Genomic DNA, 16953 nt, shown 5'->3' with positions numbered 1-16953 from the left:
ATCAGGTGCGCCATGTCAAGATGGTCCAGCGCCAGGCGTGGCGCAGCACCAGGGGCGTCAACGCGAGTGCGCTCAGCCAGTGGGCCCAGCTGGCAAGGTTGCCGAGGCTATCCCCCGGGGTGCCATGCAGCACCAGCAGCAATCCGCTTGCCAGACAGACCAGCAGCAAGGCTTCGATGATGCGCCCCGTGGTGCGCAAGAAAGGTCTGCGGCTCTTGTTCAGCAGGCTGCGATGGGAGAGCCAGAAGGCGCCAAACAGCAGGGGAAACAGGGTGAGCGAAAGCATCACGTGGAGAAACAGATTCCAGCGCGCCAGGGACCAGACCGGGGTCAGCGGCTCCCACAGCAGCAGGCCGGAGAAGAACATCAGGTAGAGGGAGCTCTCGGCGGCCTGATGGTGATAGGCCAGCCATTGCCAGAATTGTCGCGGTGAGAGGGAAAGGCTTGTCATGGGTGCTCCAGCACCCGGGCAGTTCAGCCCGGGGCGAGCAAGTTTACAATGGGGTAAGGGTAATGAAAAGAGTTATCAATTCGGCTGCTGATGAATAGATCCTGAATGAAATCAGGGGCGGGTCACTTGTGATCCGCCAGCCGCTCGGTGATGGCGTAGATGAGGGCGGCGGTGGAGAAGGCGAGAAACACGATGACAGACCACTTCATCTCGGTCTCGTTGCCGATGCCATCGTCCAGGAAGGCCTTGAGCACCTCGATGCCGGCTATGGTCACCAGGGAGTTGATGACGATGAGTTTCAGGGAGGCGAAGTTGATCTTGTGGAGCCAGTTGTCCCCCAGGGCCGCCCGCTGCTCCGGGGTCTTGATGAACTGCACATAGCCGCACAGGGCCACCAGGATCAGCATCTGGGCCACCAGCACGAAGTCCACCAGGGTGAGCACCCCGGTGATGAGATCCAGATAGTGGATCTCGATGATGTCGCGGCTCAGCACATAGAGCTGCATGGCGAACTTCACCATCAAGAGGACGACGCAGATCAGGATGCAGACATAGAAGGGGAACATCATCAGCCGGCTGCCGTTGAGCATTAAGTTGAAGCGGCGCATGGGGACTCCATTGAGAGGGAAGCGAATGGCAGCAAGAATATCTGGAAAGAGGGGGGCGGGAAAGCGCCATGGCGCTCCCTCGCCCGTTCAGAGGGGGAAGGGGGGAAGCTCTCGGAACAGCCGCTGCAACCCCTCGCCCCAGGCCTTGCGCAGGGCCTGGAAGTGGGGGTTCTGCTCTGTGATGCGGTGCAGCTGTGCCGCCGAGAAGCTCCCTTCGGAATAGACGAGCGCATCCAGGGGCAAGCCCACCGACAGATTGCTGCGCAGGGTCGAGTCGATGGAGATGAGGGCGCACTGCATGGCGGTCTGGAGCGGCGTCTCGTACTGGATGATGCGATCTATGATGGGCTTGCCGTACTTACTCTCCCCTATCTGGAAGTAGGGGGTGTCCGGGCCCGCCTCGATGAAGTTGCCCTCCGGATAGATGTGGAACAGGCGGTGGCGCTCCCCCCGGATCTGCCCCCCCAGCAGTATGTTGCAGCCGAAGTTGACATGCCCCTGCTGCTGGCCCCCATCCCGGCTGATGACGGTGCGTATGGTCTGGCCGATGAGGGCCGCGACCTCGTAGAGGCTGGGGAGGGCAAGCAGCTCCTGCCCCTGTGTCAGCAGGCTGATGACACTCTGGGTGGTGGCCAGATTGCCGGCGCTTTGCAGCACTATCACCCTGTCCTCCTGGGTGAAGAGGTGCAGCTTGCGGAAGGTGGCGATGTGATCCACCCCCGCATTGGTGCGCGAGTCTGAGGCGAAGACGATGCCATCTTGCAGGCACATGGCGACGCAATAGGTCATGGCCGCCCTCCCGCCAGCGCGTCCCGGGCCCTCATTGCTGCTGCCCATCCAGGCGGGTGACCCGCGCCTGGCTCTGCAACTGCTCGCAGCCGCCACCGTAGCGCACCCCGCGCACCGGGCAGGCATCCAGGTAATCCATGCCGACCGCGAGCTTGAGGTGCTCGCTGGCGGAGCAGGTGAGGTTGGTGACGTCGAAGGTGTGCCAGCGCGCCTCGATCCACACCTCGGCCCAGGCGTGCATCGCCACGTGGCTGCTGTCCTGGCTGTAGAGGTAACCGCTCACGTACCGCGCTGGCAGGCCGGCATGGCGGCAGCAGGCCAGGAACACATGGGTGTGGTCCTGACAGACGCCGCTGCCCGAGGCGAGGGCCTCGTCGGCGCTGAAGGTGGCGTCCGTGCTGCCGGGTTGATAGGGCATCAGCACCAGGATGCGTGCCATCAGCCCCTGCAGATCGGCCAGGGTGGGCTCCTCTGGCAGACAGGATTGTGCGAGATCCCGCAGGGCCGGGGTCGGACTGGTGAGGGGGGTGGGCCTCAGGTAGCTCAGGGGGGAGATGAGGGAGTGCTCTTCATCCTCCAGGGCGTCGTCGCAGATCTCCACCTCGCCATGGGCGCGGATCAATATCCCCTCGTGGGGGGACTCCAGGCTCAGCACGTGCAGTATGTTGCCGTAGCCGTCCGTGGTGCAGGTGGCCTCCCCGGGCAGCTCCAGCTGCCAGGAGAGGATCTGCTGGCGCGCCGTGCTGTGGGGGGTCAGGCGCAGGTACTGGGTGCTGCGGCGCACCACGTCGGCATAGTGGTAGCGGGTCTGGTGATCGATGATGAGTCTCATAATACCTCCAGGTAGGCGGCGTGGATGCTCTGGCCGATGGCGCCGATGTCGCTGAGAAAGTCCCTCAGGTACGCCTGCATGCCGAGGGCGAACACATCCTCGATGGCGCCATAGGTCAGATGGGCGTTGAGTATGGTGGTGAGGCGCCGGGGCGCCTGGCCGGCGTTGCCCTCGATCTGGGCCAGGATGTGCTCCATCTCGTCGAGGCAGGCACGCAGGGAGCGCGGCACCTCGTTGCGCAGGATCAGCAGCTCGGCGATGGAGGCGTGGGAGAGGGTCTTGTAGAGGGTCTGGTGCGCCTCGTAGGCCCCCACCGAGCGCAGCAGGGCGTTCCAGCGGTAGAACTCGCGCACGCTGTCCTCGTCCTCCCGGATCACCTGATACTTCACGGTCAGGATGCGCGCCGTGTTGTCGGCCCGCTCGATGAAGGTGCCAAGGCGCAGGAACCAGAGCACGTCCCCCCGCATCATGGTGCCGTAGGTGGCGCCACGGAACTGATGGGATCGCTCCTTGATCCAGTCGAAGAACTCCTGGGCCTGGCCGCTGGACAGCCCCGCCTTGCGGCGCCTGCGTATCTCTATCCAGGCGGCGTTGATGCTCTCCCACACCTCTCCTGGGATCTTGCCGCGCACCCCGTGGGCATTGTCCCTGGCCATGCGCAGGCAACTGAAGATGCTGCTCGGGTTCTCCTCGTCGAAGCAGAAAAATTGCAGCAGGTTCTCCATGTTCACCTGGCCGTAGCGGGCCAGGAAGGGCTCGTGGGTGCCGCTGATGGTGAGGGGGGCCACCAGCTCGCTGTGATCGGCGTCGATGGAGGGCATCAGCGACATGGTCTGGGTGACGTCCAGCATGCGGGCCGTGTTCTCCGCCCGCTCCAGATGGCGGGACATCCAGTAGAGTTCGCTTGCGGTGCGGCTCAGCATGGGTTGCCCTCCATGACCCAGGTGTCCTTGGTGCCGCCGCCCTGGGAGGAGTTGACCACCAGGGAGCCTTCGGTGAGGGCGACCCGGGTCAGGCCGCCCGGCACCAGGCGAAGCTCCTGTCCGGTGAGCACGAAGGGACGCAGGTCGATGTGGCGGGGGGCGATGCCCGCCTCGACGAAGGTGGGGCAGGTGGAGAGGGAGAGCGTCGGCTGGGCGATGTAGTTGTCGGGCCTGGCCTTGAGCAGCTCGCGAAAACGGGCCAGCTCCTCGCGGCTGGCGCAGGGGCCGATCAGCATGCCGTAGCCGCCGGCGCCATGGACCTCCTTGACCACCAGTTCTTCCAGGTGCGCCAACACATAGGCCAGGGCATCGGGTTCCCGGCACTGCCAGGTGGGGACGTTGTTGAGGATGGGCTCCTCTCCTAGATAGAAGCGGATCATCTCAGGCACATAGGGGTAGATGGACTTGTCATCCGCCACCCCGGTGCCGATGGCATTGGCCAGCACCACGCCGCCGGCGCGGTAGACCGACAGCAGGCCCGGCACGCCGATGAGGGAGTCCGGGTTGAAGGCGAGGGGATCCAGGTAGTCGTCGTCGATGCGGCGATAGATGACATCCACCCTTTTCAGCCCAGTGGTGGTGCGCATCAGCACCTGGCCATCCTTGACCACCAGATCCGCGCTCTCCACCAGCTCCACCCCCATCTGCTGGGCGAGGAAGCTGTGCTCGAAGTAGGCGCTGTTGAAGCGGCCCGGGGTCATCACCACCACGCAGGGGTTGTCCACCGGGCTGCTCTCGCGCAGGGTCTGCAGCAACAGGGCCGGGTAGCGCTCCACCGGCGCGATGGGCTGGTTGTGAAACAGCTCAGGGAAGAGGCGCATCATCATCTTGCGGTTCTCCAGCATGTAGGAGACCCCGGAGGGGGTGCGCAGGTTGTCCTCCAGCACGTAGTAGTCGCCGTCGCTGTTGCGGATGATGTCCACCCCTGTGATATGGACATAGGTGTTGCGGTGCAGGTCGACACCCTGCATGCAGGGCTGGTACTGGGCGTTGGTGAGGATCTGGGCGGCCGGGATCACCCCCGCCTTCAGGATGCGCTGATCGTGATAGATGTCGTGCAGGAAGGCGTTGAGGGCGGTGACGCGCTGGCGGATCCCCTTGTCCAGATGCTGCCACTCCCGGGCGGGGATGATGCGGGGAATGCTGTCGAACGGGATGAGACGCTCGGCGCCGTCACCATCCCCATAGACGTTGAAGGTGATGCCGACCCGGTGAAACAGCAGATCGGCCTCCTCACGCTTGCGTTCTATGCTCTTCTCGTTGGTTTGGTGCAGCCACGCCAGGTAGGCGTGGTAGTGATCGCGAAACTGGTTGTCGGCGAGCAACATCTCGTCGTAGCAACCGGGTCCGGGCGGCTTGATGGGTAGCATAGGCAACTCCTTGTGACGTCCCTGAGGTCAGGAATTGCAAGGGCTGTGCCAGTCAATTGAGTCGCTATGAAGGCCGATATCAGTAATTTTCTGCTGATAAATCATATGGATGATTATTCTGTCAGCATGGGGCAAAGGGCGTCGCACCAGACTGGTACCCCATAGAGGGTAGCCCTGCGCCATCTTGTGGCAGCGCCCCCGGGCGCGATGAGCAGAGACGGACAGGGAGGGGAGGCCGCGTTGCTTCGTCCTGCCCCGCCCTGGGGCAGGAGAAACGAAAAAGCCCAGTCCTGAGACTGGGCTTTAGAAGATGGCTCCCTCGACTGGACTTGAACCAGTGACATACGGATTAACAGTCCGCCGTTCTACCGACTGAACTACGAGGGAATTGGCTCCTCCTACTGGACTTGAACCAGTGACATACGGATTAACAGTCCGCCGTTCTACCGACTGAACTAAGGAGGAATTGCCTGTCTCGTCGAGACGCAGCGGATATTAATGATCCCCCGGACGGGTGTCAACCCGCCATTCCACGGAAAAAGGGCTTTTCGGCCCGTTTGCCCAAAACTTGGGCGCTGTGGACTATTTTCAGCACAATCAGCAGCTTGAGATGCCTCCGCCGGCAGCCACGGTTGATCCGGCCGTGAAGGCGCGCCCCGGCCTGGAGGGGGCCGGCAATGGATGAGCCGATCATGGAGGGGGAAGTGATGCATGTGCCTCTCGATGGGCTTGCCTCTGAGCGGATGTGCGGGGGATGCGGTGAAGATGCCGGTTCGTGATGGCCGGGTTACTGAAGGGATGTCTGGGATAATTGGCGATATACCCATTGTCGATGGGCTTGCCTCTGAGGCGTTGGGAGGGGGATGCGGGGAAGATGCTGGCTCGCGATGAGCAGAGAGCTGAAGGGATGGCTGGGAAAATCGGCGATATGCGAGCTATCGATGACAATAATGCGGGCTAATGGCCATTTCTTGATCCTGCCCATCGAATTATCGGGCCGGCTCGGGTATGGTTGCTCTGGATACCATCGCCGCGTCGACAGCTCTGCCGGCCCTTGATGATGATCGGGTGCCGGTTCACCCCGGCCTTTGTCTCCCTCTTCTGGTATTACCCTAGACATGCACAATCAAGCTTCCTTACAAGGCGTGAAGCTGGCTATCGCATTGCGCCAATCCTGCATCGATGAACCCTATAGCGTGGCGCGCTTCGGCCGCGACCTCATCGCCGGCATCACGGTCGGCATCATCGCCATTCCGCTCGCCATGGCGCTGGCCATCGCCAGCGGGGTGCCGCCCCAGCACGGCCTCTACACCGCCATCATCGCCGGCATCGTCATCGCCGTGACGGGGGGCTCGCGCTTCTCGATTTCTGGCCCCACTGCCGCCTTCGTGGTGATCCTCTATCCGGTGGCCCAGCAATTTGGGGTGGGGGGCCTCTTGATGGCGACCCTCATCTCCGGCTTCTTCCTGGTGGCCATGGGGATGGCGCGCCTCGGCCGCCTCATCGAATACATTCCGCCCTCGGTGACGCTTGGCTTTACGGGCGGTATCGCCATCGTGATCGCCACCTTGCAGATCAAGGACTTCTTCGGCCTGCACGTTCCCGAAATGCCGGAAACCTATGTCGGCAAGGTGCAGGCGCTGGCCCATGCCCTGCCCAGCTGGCAGTGGGGTGACACCCTGGTGGGGGTGGCCACCCTGGCAGTGCTGTTGCTCTGGCCCAGATTGCGGCTGCCGGTGCCGGGTCATCTGCCGGCCGTGCTGGTGGGTGTCGGTCTGGCTTTCGGTCTGCACCAGTTCGGGGTGGACGTGGCCACCATAGGCAGCAAGTTCAGCTATACCCTGGCCGATGGCACCCAGGGCATGGGGATCCCCCCCATAGCCCCGACCCTGGTGATGCCCTGGGCCCTGCCCGGGCCGGACGGGGCGCCGGTGGAGTGGAACCTCGCCGCCATAGAGCGGCTGCTGCCCGCCGCCTTCTCCATGGCCATGCTGGGAGCCATCGAATCCCTGCTCTGCGCCGTGGTGCTGGATGGCATGACGGGGCGCAAGCACAGCTCCAACGGCGAGCTGGTGGGGCAGGGGCTAGGCAACATCCTCGCCCCCTTCTTCGGCGGCATCACGGCGACGGCCGCCATCGCGCGCTCCGCCGCCAACGTGCGGGCCGGTGCCACCTCGCCCATTTCCGGCATCGTCCATGCGCTGGTGGTGCTGGCGGCCATTCTGGTGCTGGCCCCCTGGCTCTCCTGGCTGCCGCTCTCCGCCATGGCCGCCCTGCTGCTGCTGGTGGCCTGGAACATGAGCGAGGCCCACAAGGTGGTGGATCTGGTGCGCCGGGCGCCCCGTTCGGACGTGCTGGTGCTGCTGGTCTGCCTGTCGCTGACCGTCATCTTCGACATGGTCATCGCCATCACCTTCGGGGTGATCCTGGCGTCCCTGCTGTTTATGCGCGAGATTGCCAAGATGACCAAGCTGCACAACTTGGCCGAGCACGGTCGCTATGCCAGCGAAGTGCCGGCGCAGACCCTGCTCTACAAGATCAACGGTCCCCTGTTCTTTGCTGCGGCGGAGCGGGTCTTCGACGAGTTGCTGGCCCAGGTGGGGGAGCACAAGGCGCTGATCCTGCAGATGGAGGCCGTCTCCATTCTGGATGCCGGTGGGCTCTCTGCCTTCCAGCAATTTGCCAGGCGCATGGCCAAGTCGGGCGTCCAGCTCAAGGTGGCCGAGCTGCAGTTCCAGCCCCTCAAGACCCTGGCGCGGGCAAAGGTGCGCCCTGTCCCGGGTGAGCTGGAGTTCTACGGCTCGCTGGAGGAGGCTATCAGAGGGGAACATTTGCACGAAGCGGTTGAAAATTGACGGAAAGGGATAGGAAACGGCATCTTTTTGGTCAGTTGGTTCGCAAATTGAGCAAACGATGGCAAAAGATGAAAAATGAGATTGACCGGCATGCTCCTATCCCTTACATTACGCCCCGTTCCAGCGCAGCAGCGCAGCGAACCCGTGTTGGCTGAACACGTTAAACCACAGACAGAACTTTGGTGCGGTGCTCCAGTGGCTGCCCACCGACGAAGTCGGCAAGATGCACGCGCAGCGTGCTCCGAAAGCCACTTCAAGAAGTAAAAATTTGGTGAGGTGTCCGAGTGGCTGAAGGAGCACGCCTGGAAAGTGTGTATACGGCAACGTATCGAGGGTTCGAATCCCTCCCTCACCGCCAAATAAAGTAAAAGGGCCTGTCGCAAGACAGGCCCTTTTACTTTATCCGGTGATGGGCGGCTCGGTTCGGACCCTGGTTCGACAAGAGGGCAGGATAGCCCGCCTGGACAGCCGAAGGCTGTCCGTAGGGCGAGCGCCAGGGATGGCGCGAGTCAATCCCGACCCACCGCCAAATTGAAAGCCCGACCTGATGGTCGGGCTTTTTGCATCTGGGTTATCACATTCCCTGATGCCCAGCGAGGGGCGGCTCGGTTCGGACCCTGGTTCGACAAGAGGGCAGGATAGCCCCCTTGGACAGCCGAAGGCTGCCCGTAGGGCGAGTGCCAGGGATGGCGCGAGTCAATCCCGACCCATCGCCACATTCAAAGCCCGACCTGATGGTCGGGCTTTTTTGCTGTTGGGGCCCTCATCTCCTCGGCTTCAGCGCAGGATGGCTGAATTTCCTTGCCGGAGGCGGTAATCCCTCCGTCTTATGCCGCCTTTTCCTTCCCCACCCGCATCAGAAGATCACCCCCACCAGCCTGTCGAGCAGAGCCTCGAAGGAGAACAGGGTGAGGAGCAGGGGCAGGAAGGGCACCACGGTGGCGAGCACCAGCTGCAGGAACATGTCCCGACTGAATGGCATGGGTCTGACCTCCTTGATGACGGCATAGGCATTGCCGAAATCTGCGAGGGACTGGATATCCGAGGCGCCGAGCAGGGATTCCCCGTCTCTGTCCGTCGTGCGCAGCCAGCGGTGCTCGAAGCTGCGGCTGTATTCGGCGGCAAGAGCGCCGTATTCCCGCAGCCCCAGACGCTTGGCCGCCAGAATATGGGGGGCAAAGACCGTCAGCGGCGCCAGCACCAGCAGCAAACCGAAGCCGGCGAGCAGAATGATCTCCGACTTGTAGGCGGTGAGCACGGCGGCGTCATAGAAGATCCGGTTGGCGATAAAGCCGGCCAGCTGGGCCCCCACAGCGGTCAGCAGCGGCGAGTAGGCGTAGGCCGAGCCCCCGAGAAAGCCGAGGCCGCAGTTGCGATCGGGATGGGTCGGCATGAGGGAGAGGGGGATCCGGGAAACCTGCCAGAGGAAGCGGGTCCAAATAAGGAGGCGGTAGAGCCAGCGCAGGAGCAGGAACTGGATGATGGGGTTGCTCACCCAGAAGAACCAGAAGCCGGGCAGGGTCAGGGTTGGGTTTCCCTCTTCCATGGTGGCGTACCAGGTCGAGGACTCCAGGACGAAGGTGTGGGTCCGGATGAAGTACCCCATAGAGAGGACCAGCAGGATGAGCCCGACCTCCGCGGGGATCGAGTTTCGCCAGATCATGGCGCTGCGAATGGCGTCATGAAAACGTGGCAAGTAGGGTGGCGAGATCAGCCCCCGTTCGATGAACTGACTGACGATCCCCCGGATGCGCTGGTGGACGACGAGCTCGGCGAGCACCAGCAAGGAGACGCAGATGAGAAAGCGAACATGGGTCTCTACGTCCAGCAGAAAGGGCACCGCCACCCCTTGCAGCAGGCTGCCTTCCCACCCGCACAGCAGCAACAGGGGCAGCCAGCAGATCCCGCAGAGGACAAGGATCCGTCGCCTGATGTGCGCCTCTATGTCACCAAGATGCGCCCGGCTCCACAGCTGATAGAGGGGGCCTCCCAGGATCAGGGAGAAGTTGCTGGGATCGGACAGGGGAGGGCTGAGGGGATCGGGCGGGGTGACAGGCCTGTGATGCGACATGATGGGACCACCTTGCTGTGTGATAAATGTGCCATCCAGCCGGCCTTGACTCCCCTTGTCACCAAGGTGTAAGGCGAAGACGCAGCGGGCAGGGATTAGGGCTTGGTGTCATGAGTGCACCATGACAGATCCCCTGAACTCAGCCTCTGTGTTGGCTGAAAATCCCATATGCAACAGGATTGGCAGAGGAAAATGACTGCCATGACGGCGGGTTCCATCTCAGTGCCACTGAGCCAAGCCCCATGGCTATAGGTATAGCGTTTGCCCATGCTCATGGTGTGATAACCAGCCTATTTTGCCATCCCTGTGTGTTGCTTTTTGAACAGGCCTTGCAGATGCAGTCCCTCATTGCGTCTGATGTACACAACGGGTGGTTAAACGTCCCAGAAGGGGTGACGCCTGATCGCGAAATGCAGGGAACCCTCCTGTCGATCAGCATCGATGATTTGTATCATTCAACTGGCCATCTTAATTCTGTCAATCGAGATGTGATGATTAATTATTATGCGGTCTGGTCGTCTGGACCAATGAAGTGTTATTTATCCCAAGGCGATGTCATGGGGTTAAATGGTCGATTAACAGCATCAAATAGAAAATACTGTGACAACGCTTTCATTTTTCATGACGCATGACCTGAATAGGGCGTAATTTATATTTATTTAATTCAAAAAGCGCAAAAAATACCACTTTGTGGGTATTTTGGGGGTGGTGAGGTTTTTAATAAGCATATGTTACATATAGATTTTTTATTTCATTATGTCGGCAGCATGGGTAAGTAATGTGTTTCTGTTTGATAAAGATCAACATGGGAGTCAAGGGGGAGGCATAGCATTCCCGCCATTAAGCATTTGTCAAACAATGCTCACTGACGGGAATAAAAAGAATGGTCGAGGATACATTTTTATCGGCTCATGGAATTAATCGCCGTGACTTTATGAAATTGTGCGCCGGGATGGCCGCAACCCTGGGATTAAGCCAGAATGCGGTGGCAAAGATGGCCACCGCACTCACCAGCCCCGAGCGGCCGCCGGTGATCTGGATTGGGGCGCAGGAGTGTACCGGCTGTACCGAGTCGCTGCTGCGTGCCACCCACCCCACCATCGAGAACCTGATCCTCAATACCATTTCGCTGGAGTACCACGAGGTGCTCTCGGCGGCCTTTGGTCATCAGGCGGAAGAGAACAAGCACAACGCCATCAAGCGTTACAAAGGCAAGTATGTGCTGGTGGTGGATGGCTCCATTCCGCTCAAAGATGGTGGCGTCTACTGCATGGTGGCCGGTGAGCCCATCGTCGACCATATTCGCCGTGCCGCAAGTGACGCGGCCGCCGTCATCGCCATCGGCTCCTGCGCCGCCTGGGGCGGCGTGCCCGCCAGCGGCGGCAACCCGACCGGTGCAGTCAGTCTGGAGGAAGCCCTAGGCAACATCGGCACCCCCATCATCAATATCCCGGGTTGCCCGCCCAATCCCCACAACTTCCTCACCACGGTCGCCTACTACATCACCTACGGCAAGCTGCCGGCGCTGGATAGCAAGAAGCGTCCGCTGTTTGCCTATGAGCGGCTGATCCACGAGAACTGCGAACGTCGTCCGCACTTCGATGCAGGGCGTTTTGCCAAGGAGTTTGGTGACGAGGGCCACCGTCAGGGCTGGTGCCTCTACCATCTGGGCTGCAAGGGACCGGAGACCTACGGCAACTGCTCGACCCTGGAGTTCTGCGATGTGGGCGGCGGCATCTGGCCGGTCGGCATCGGCCACCCCTGTTATGGCTGCAACGAGCAGGGGGTGGGTTTCAGCAAGGGGATCTTCCAGCTCGCCAAGGTCGAGAACCCGACCCCGCGGGTGGATAAACCCGATGTGAAGATCCAGGAGGGGGGCTATACCTCGCCCACAGCCACGGGTCTCATCGGGGGAGCCCTCGGGGTGCTGGTGGGAGTGAGTCTGATGACGGTGCGTGAACTCGGTCGCCAGCAGAAGCGCCACGAAGCCGGGCAGCACCCATCACGGGAGGAATGACCGTGAACAGACGCAATTTCCTCAAATTTGCCTCCGCCAGTGCATTGGCGGCAGGGGCAAGCGTGCCCGGCCGAGCCATGGCGGCGGCCAAGAACAAGCCGCCCATTCCCGGGTCGCTCGGCATGCTCTACGACTCCACCCTCTGCGTCGGCTGTCAGGCCTGTGTGGCGGAGTGTCAGCGTTTGAATGGCAACCCGTCCAATCCGGAGGGCGCACAGACCTGGTCTACCAACGACAAGCTGACACCCTACACCAACAACATCATTCAGGTGTGGAAGAGCGGCACGGGCGAGCACAAGGATCAGCTGGTGGATGGCTATGCCTACATCAAGAAGCAGTGCATGCACTGCGTCGATCCCAACTGTGTCTCGGTCTGTCCGGTGCAGGCTCTGCGTAAAGATCCCAAGACCGGCATCGTTCACTACGATCCGGACGTCTGCACCGGCTGCCGCTACTGCATGGTGGGCTGCCCGTTCGATGTGCCCAAATATGACTACGACAATCCGCTGGGGGCGATCCACAAGTGCGAGCTTTGCAACCAGAAGGGGCTTGAGCGGATCAGCCAGGGCAAATTGCCCGGCTGTGTCGAGGTGTGCCCGACCGGCGCCGTGATTTTCGGCACCCGCGAGGATCTGATGGCCGAGGCCAAGCGCCGCCTGCTGGCGACCCCTGGCAGTGAATATGCCTATCCGCGCCAGACCTTCAGCGCCAACGATCCCTACCTGCACGAGGTGCCCAACTACCAACCTTACGTCTATGGCGAGAAGGAGGGGGGCGGCACCCAGGTGCTGGTGCTGGCCGGGGTGCCCTATACCAAGCTCGACATGCCCGACCTGCCGGAGCTCTCCGCCGGGGCCCGCTCCGAGCATATCCAGCACACCCTCTACAAGGGGATGGTGCTGCCCATGGTGGTGCTGACCGGTCTTTCTGTGCTCATTCGCCGCAACAGCAAGAAGCACGGTCAGGATCACCATGATGACGAGGGGCATGGGCCGGACAGTCGTCACGATCAGGGCTCGTCAAAGGGAGGCAAGGATCATGAGTAATCACAAGGCACATCCCCTCGGCGGCAAGCTGGTCAGCTGGCCGGTGCTGGTGCTGGCCCCCTTTGCCGTGCTGTGCGGCATGCTTATCCTCAAGCGTCTCTTCTTCGGGCTGGGTTCGGTCACCGATCTGAACGGCGGTTATCCCTGGGGGTTGTGGATCTCGTTCGATCTCTTGATCGGCACCGGTTTTGCCTGTGGCGGCTGGGCACTGGCCTGGGCGGTCTATGTGTTCAACCGGGGCGAATATCACCCTCTGGTGCGACCTGCACTCTTGGCAAGTCTGTTCGGCTATTCGCTGGGGGGTCTCTCCATCACCATAGACGTGGGGCGTTACTGGAACCTGCCCTACTTCTACCTGCCCGGTCACTTCAACACCTCCTCGGTACTGTTCGAGACGGCGGTCTGCATGACCATCTATATCGGGGTGATGGCGCTGGAGTTTGCGCCCGTGCTGCTGGAGAAGTTCGGCTGGAAGGCGTCACTCATTCGCCTCAACAAGATCATGTTCTTCGTGCTGGCGCTGGGGGCACTGTTGCCCACCATGCACCAATCCTCGATGGGCTCCTTGATGATCGTCGCGGGGGAGAAGATCCATCCGCTCTGGCAAAGCTACGAGCTGCTGCCGGTCTTTTCGCTTCTGACCGCATTCATCATGGGCTTTTCCATAGTGGTGTTTGAAGGTTCGCTGGTGCAGGCGGGGCTGGCGGGGCGTGGCCCCAATGAGAAGTCGCTGTTCTACAAGCTGACTCAGGTGATCGACATCTTCCTGATCCTGTTTGTGGCGCTGCGCTTTGCCGAGATCGTCATCAATGACAAGTCGGAGTACCTCTCCGATCTCAATCGCTTCTCCATCATGTTCTGGAGCGAGATTGCGCTGATGATCTTCCCGCTGCTGGTGTTCCACTGGGACAAGAGCCGCCGCGATTCGCGCATGTTGTTCCTGGGGGCCCTCAGCATGCTGCTGGGCGCAGCCCTCTGGCGACTGGATTACTCCCTGCTCGCCTTCAACCCCGGCAATGGCTACCACTACTTCCCCTCCGCAGAGGAGGTGCTGATCTCCCTGGGCTTCGTTGCCATCGAGGTGTGTGCCTATTTGCTGTTGATCCGGCTGTTGCCGGTACTGCCATCACTTGAACGTGTTCACCAAGATTATCAGGCCCGAGGGAAAGCCAACGTATGAGCCAACGTATCACCATAGACCCCATCACCCGCATTGAGGGGCACCTGCGTATCGACTGCGAAATCGAAGGCGGAAAAGTGACCAAAGCCTGGTCGTCCGGCACCATGTGGCGCGGGATGGAGGAGATCGTCAAGGGCAACGACCCGCGCGATGCCTGGATGATAGTGCAGCGCATCTGCGGGGTATGCACCTCCATCCATGCCATCGCCTCGGTGCGGGCGGTGGAGAACGCCATCGGCGCCAAGGTGCCGGTCAATGCACAGTTCATCCGCAACCTCATCATCGCGGCCCACAACATCCACGATCACATCGTTCACTTCTACCAGCTCTCGGCGCTGGACTGGGTGGACATCACGGCGGCGCTGCAGGCCAATCCGCAAAAAGCGGCGGATATCCTCAAGGGGGTATCGACCTGGTCCCTCAATAGTGCCGATGAGCTGACCAAGGTGCAGGAGAAGATCCGTGCGCTGGTAGCCAGCGGCCAGCTCGGCATCTTTGCCAACGGTTACTGGGGTCACAAGGAGATGAAGCTGAGCCCGGAGGTGAACCTGATCGCCGTGGCTCACTACCTGCAGGCACTGGAGTGCCAGCGCGATGCCAACCGCATCGTCGCCATCCTCGGCGGCAAGACCCCCCACATTCAGAATCTGGCGGTGGGCGGCGTGGCCAACCCCATCAATCTGGATGCGCCGAGCGTGCTCAACCTGGAGCGGCTGCTCTATGTGAAGAGCTTTATCGATCGGCTCGGCGAGTTTATCGAGCAGGTCTACAAGGTGGATGCCGCCATCATAGCCGCGCACTACCCCGAGTGGCTGACACTGGGGCAGGGGGCCAAGCATTACCTGAGCGTGCCCGAGCTCCCCACCGACGCCAATGGCGGCAGCTTCCTGATGCCGGGCGGCTATATCGAGAATGGCAATCTGGCGGGGTATCGCCCCATCGAGAGCCATCAGGATGGCTGGTTGATGGACGGCATCGCCGAGAGCAACAAGCACGCCTGGTACAAGGATGACGAGCCCCTAAAACCCTGGGAGGGCAAGACCGAGCCCGACTACACCGGCTGGCAGGATGACGGCAAATACTCCTGGGTCAAATCCCCCACCTTCTACGGCAAGGTGGTGGAGGTGGGGCCGCTCGCAGACTTGCTGGTGAAGCTCGCCGCCAAGCACCCGGAGACGGTGGCGCACTTCGATCAGCTGAACGGCATCTACAAGGCGCTGACCGGTTCGGCCATCAAGACCGAACAACTGCACTCCACCCTGGGCCGCATCATCGGTCGCGCGGTGCGTTGCTGTGTGCTGAAAGACACCCTGGCGCACCAGTGGAAGGCGCTGGTGGACAACATCGGCAAGGGGGATACCACCGCCTATATCAAGGCCGAGATCCCGGCGGACAAGGAGTTTCGCGGGGTGGGCTTTGAAGAGGCGCCGCGGGGCATGCTCTCCCACTGGATCGTCATCAAGGAGGGCAAGATCGCCAACTATCAGGCGGTGGTGCCATCGACCTGGAACTCGGGCCCGCGCAACTTCAATGACGAGCCCGGCCCCTACGAGCAGGCGCTGGTGGGCACCCCGGTGGCGGATCCCGCCAAGCCGCTGGAGGTGGTGCGCACCATCCACTCGTTCGACCCCTGCATGTCCTGCGCGGTCCACGTGGTGGATACCCAGAATGGCGAAACGACTCAGGTGAAGGTGCTGTGATGAACACCCTGATCCTAGGCGTGGGCAACCTGCTGTTGAGTGACGAGGCGGTGGGGGTGCGCATCGTCGAGAGGCTGGGGCGCGACTACCGTTTCGCCCCCGGCATCGAGCTGCTGGACGGCGGCACGGCGGGTATGGAGCTGCTTGAAGCCATGGCCAGTCGCGACCACATCATTCTGGCGGATGCGGTGCGCAGCGGTAACCCGCCGGGCACCGTCGTGACTCTGAAGGATGAGGAGATCCCGATCCTGTTTGGCCGCAAGATCTCCCCCCATCAGCTGGGGTTGGCGGACGTGCTCTCGGCGCTGCACATGACGGGGGAGTCGCCCAAGCGGCTCACCCTGATCGGGGTCGAGCCTGAGTCCCTCGAACCCCGCATCGGCCTCACCCCGCTAGTGGCGGCTGCCATGGGGGAGGCGACGGATCGGATTTTGACCCTGCTGGCCAGTGTTGGCGCCCCCGCCATTGCGCTCTCCGACGCCGAGCGGGCAAAACAGGAGCAGGAGGGCTTATGGCGCAGTCCCATTTAAGCGAGGTTGATGCCGTACAGGAGTTTGCCGGTTTTGCCAGCAATCCCGCGCCGCTGCTGGTGGCCCAGTACGAGCGGATCGCCCGGGAACAGATGCAAGGGCTGCCCTTCTATCACGCCACCATGCCCATAGTGGCGGAGTGCGTGTTGTTTGAAGAGCAGTGGCTCGGTTGCGTGCTCACCCCCTGGATGCTGAGCCTGGTGGTGCTGCCGGGGCCGGATCAACGTTGGCCGGTGCGCAGCAGCAGCGATCGGCTCGCCCTGCAGCTCCCCTGCGGCAATATGACCTTTATGGTGGGGGAATTGCCCGAAAGTGGTCAGCTGCTGGCCTGCTCCCTGATGTCGCCGCTCGATCCCCATCTCGGGGCCGAGCAGGGGCGCTCGCTGGTGAGCAACACCCTCAAGATGCTGCACTCCTTGCCGGTGCAGCAAGGTGCCGTCGGCGTGGATCTGGGTCGGCGCCGGCTGTTTGGAGCCCGCCGCAGCCAGGGGCTAGGCGCTACCGAGTCCTAGTTTCAGGGA

The 16953-nt window shown here is 61.8% G+C and carries 15 protein-coding genes and 3 tRNA genes; 9 read left to right on the top strand and 9 right to left on the bottom strand.

Annotated features, from left to right (window positions below; genetic code table 11):
* Window position 1: 1 nt before the first annotated feature.
* From ACB030_RS02595 to ACB030_RS02560, 8 genes are all read right to left on the bottom strand, one after another.
* A complete protein-coding gene (locus ACB030_RS02595) occupies window positions 2-451 on the bottom strand; it encodes a hypothetical protein (protein WP_371157790.1) in 450 nt (149 codons plus the stop codon).
* 122 nt (window positions 452-573) lie between these two features.
* Entirely contained in the window at window positions 574-1059 is a 486-nt protein-coding gene (locus ACB030_RS02590; RefSeq protein WP_371157788.1) for a YqhA family protein, read from the bottom strand.
* Between the two features lie 87 nt (window positions 1060-1146).
* Window positions 1147-1848 carry a peptidase gene (locus tag ACB030_RS02585; RefSeq protein WP_371157786.1) on the bottom strand — a complete coding sequence of 234 codons (702 nt, stop codon included), beginning with the start codon at window positions 1846-1848 and terminating at the stop codon, window positions 1147-1149.
* Between the two features lie 31 nt (window positions 1849-1879).
* Window positions 1880-2680 (bottom strand): transglutaminase domain-containing protein, encoded by an 801-nt coding sequence (locus tag ACB030_RS02580; RefSeq protein ID WP_371157784.1) that lies wholly within the window; start codon window positions 2678-2680, stop codon window positions 1880-1882.
* Window positions 2677-3603 (bottom strand): alpha-E domain-containing protein, encoded by a 927-nt coding sequence (locus tag ACB030_RS02575; protein ID WP_247626688.1) that lies wholly within the window; start codon window positions 3601-3603, stop codon window positions 2677-2679. The genes ACB030_RS02580 and ACB030_RS02575 overlap by 4 nt, the downstream gene beginning before the upstream one ends.
* Complete coding sequence (locus ACB030_RS02570; protein ID WP_371157782.1) at window positions 3597-5033, bottom strand: circularly permuted type 2 ATP-grasp protein; 1437 nt, start codon at window positions 5031-5033, stop codon at window positions 3597-3599. The genes ACB030_RS02575 and ACB030_RS02570 overlap by 7 nt, the downstream gene beginning before the upstream one ends.
* A gap of 311 nt (window positions 5034-5344) precedes the next feature.
* Window positions 5345-5420, bottom strand: a tRNA-Asn gene (locus ACB030_RS02565).
* A gap of 2 nt (window positions 5421-5422) precedes the next feature.
* Window positions 5423-5498: transfer RNA gene (locus ACB030_RS02560), tRNA-Asn, on the bottom strand.
* A 653-nt stretch (window positions 5499-6151) separates the two neighbouring features.
* Here ACB030_RS02560 and dauA point away from each other — a divergent pair.
* Both dauA and ACB030_RS02550 read left to right on the top strand, forming a co-directional pair.
* Complete coding sequence (gene dauA / locus ACB030_RS02555; protein ID WP_202045197.1) at window positions 6152-7888, top strand: C4-dicarboxylic acid transporter DauA; 1737 nt, start codon at window positions 6152-6154, stop codon at window positions 7886-7888.
* 270 nt (window positions 7889-8158) lie between these two features.
* Window positions 8159-8246 (top strand) — tRNA-Ser (locus ACB030_RS02550).
* 498 nt (window positions 8247-8744) lie between these two features.
* Here ACB030_RS02550 and ACB030_RS02545 read toward each other — a convergent pair.
* Entirely contained in the window at window positions 8745-9959 is a 1215-nt protein-coding gene (locus ACB030_RS02545; RefSeq protein ID WP_371157779.1) for a hypothetical protein, read from the bottom strand.
* A gap of 242 nt (window positions 9960-10201) precedes the next feature.
* On the opposite strand from ACB030_RS02545, the gene ACB030_RS02540 reads away from it, so the two are divergent.
* The 7 genes from ACB030_RS02540 (at window position 10202) to hybE (ending at window position 16944) form a co-directional block, all read left to right on the top strand.
* Window positions 10202-10591, top strand: coding sequence for a hypothetical protein (locus ACB030_RS02540; RefSeq protein WP_371157777.1), 390 nt, complete (start codon window positions 10202-10204; stop codon window positions 10589-10591).
* A 251-nt stretch (window positions 10592-10842) separates the two neighbouring features.
* Window positions 10843-11976, top strand: coding sequence for a hydrogenase 2 small subunit (gene hybO / locus ACB030_RS02535; RefSeq protein ID WP_139439456.1), 1134 nt, complete (start codon window positions 10843-10845; stop codon window positions 11974-11976).
* Complete coding sequence (gene hybA / locus ACB030_RS02530) at window positions 11973-13022, top strand: hydrogenase 2 operon protein HybA (RefSeq protein WP_371157775.1); 1050 nt, start codon at window positions 11973-11975, stop codon at window positions 13020-13022. Before hybO ends, hybA begins: the two co-directional genes overlap by 4 nt.
* Entirely contained in the window at window positions 13015-14202 is a 1188-nt protein-coding gene (gene hybB / locus ACB030_RS02525; RefSeq protein WP_042648477.1) for a Ni/Fe-hydrogenase cytochrome b subunit, read from the top strand. Before hybA ends, hybB begins: the two co-directional genes overlap by 8 nt.
* Entirely contained in the window at window positions 14199-15902 is a 1704-nt protein-coding gene (hybC, locus tag ACB030_RS02520; protein WP_371157773.1) for a hydrogenase 2 large subunit, read from the top strand. Before hybB ends, hybC begins: the two co-directional genes overlap by 4 nt.
* Complete coding sequence (locus tag ACB030_RS02515; RefSeq protein WP_371157771.1) at window positions 15902-16432, top strand: HyaD/HybD family hydrogenase maturation endopeptidase; 531 nt, start codon at window positions 15902-15904, stop codon at window positions 16430-16432. Before hybC ends, ACB030_RS02515 begins: the two co-directional genes overlap by 1 nt.
* Complete coding sequence (gene hybE, locus ACB030_RS02510) at window positions 16414-16944, top strand: hydrogenase-2 assembly chaperone (protein ID WP_371157769.1); 531 nt, start codon at window positions 16414-16416, stop codon at window positions 16942-16944. The genes ACB030_RS02515 and hybE overlap by 19 nt, the downstream gene beginning before the upstream one ends.
* Window positions 16945-16953: the final 9 nt, after the last annotated feature.

The sequence above is a fragment of the Aeromonas sp. S16(2024) genome (assembly GCF_041403065.1).
In the GTDB taxonomy this organism is placed as follows: Bacteria; Pseudomonadota; Gammaproteobacteria; order Enterobacterales; family Aeromonadaceae; genus Aeromonas.
Note: the sequence above shows the minus strand (reverse complement) of the source record. Positions and strands in the feature narration are given on the sequence as shown.

Coding starts and splice junctions, on each gene's coding strand:
- ACB030_RS02595 (WP_371157790.1), bottom strand. CDS start 451: ATGACAAGCCTTTCCCTCTCACCGCGACAATTCTGGCAATGGCTGGCC.
- ACB030_RS02590 (WP_371157788.1), bottom strand. CDS start 1,059: ATGCGCCGCTTCAACTTAATGCTCAACGGCAGCCGGCTGATGATGTTC.
- ACB030_RS02585 (WP_371157786.1), bottom strand. CDS start 1,848: ATGACCTATTGCGTCGCCATGTGCCTGCAAGATGGCATCGTCTTCGCC.
- ACB030_RS02580 (WP_371157784.1), bottom strand. CDS start 2,680: ATGAGACTCATCATCGATCACCAGACCCGCTACCACTATGCCGACGTG.
- ACB030_RS02575 (WP_247626688.1), bottom strand. CDS start 3,603: ATGCTGAGCCGCACCGCAAGCGAACTCTACTGGATGTCCCGCCATCTG.
- ACB030_RS02570 (WP_371157782.1), bottom strand. CDS start 5,033: ATGCTACCCATCAAGCCGCCCGGACCCGGTTGCTACGACGAGATGTTG.
- dauA (WP_202045197.1), top strand. CDS start 6,152: ATGCACAATCAAGCTTCCTTACAAGGCGTGAAGCTGGCTATCGCATTG.
- ACB030_RS02545 (WP_371157779.1), bottom strand. CDS start 9,959: ATGTCGCATCACAGGCCTGTCACCCCGCCCGATCCCCTCAGCCCTCCC.
- ACB030_RS02540 (WP_371157777.1), top strand. CDS start 10,202: ATGGCTATAGGTATAGCGTTTGCCCATGCTCATGGTGTGATAACCAGC.
- hybO (WP_139439456.1), top strand. CDS start 10,843: ATGGTCGAGGATACATTTTTATCGGCTCATGGAATTAATCGCCGTGAC.
- hybA (WP_371157775.1), top strand. CDS start 11,973: ATGACCGTGAACAGACGCAATTTCCTCAAATTTGCCTCCGCCAGTGCA.
- hybB (WP_042648477.1), top strand. CDS start 13,015: ATGAGTAATCACAAGGCACATCCCCTCGGCGGCAAGCTGGTCAGCTGG.
- hybC (WP_371157773.1), top strand. CDS start 14,199: ATGAGCCAACGTATCACCATAGACCCCATCACCCGCATTGAGGGGCAC.
- ACB030_RS02515 (WP_371157771.1), top strand. CDS start 15,902: ATGAACACCCTGATCCTAGGCGTGGGCAACCTGCTGTTGAGTGACGAG.
- hybE (WP_371157769.1), top strand. CDS start 16,414: ATGGCGCAGTCCCATTTAAGCGAGGTTGATGCCGTACAGGAGTTTGCC.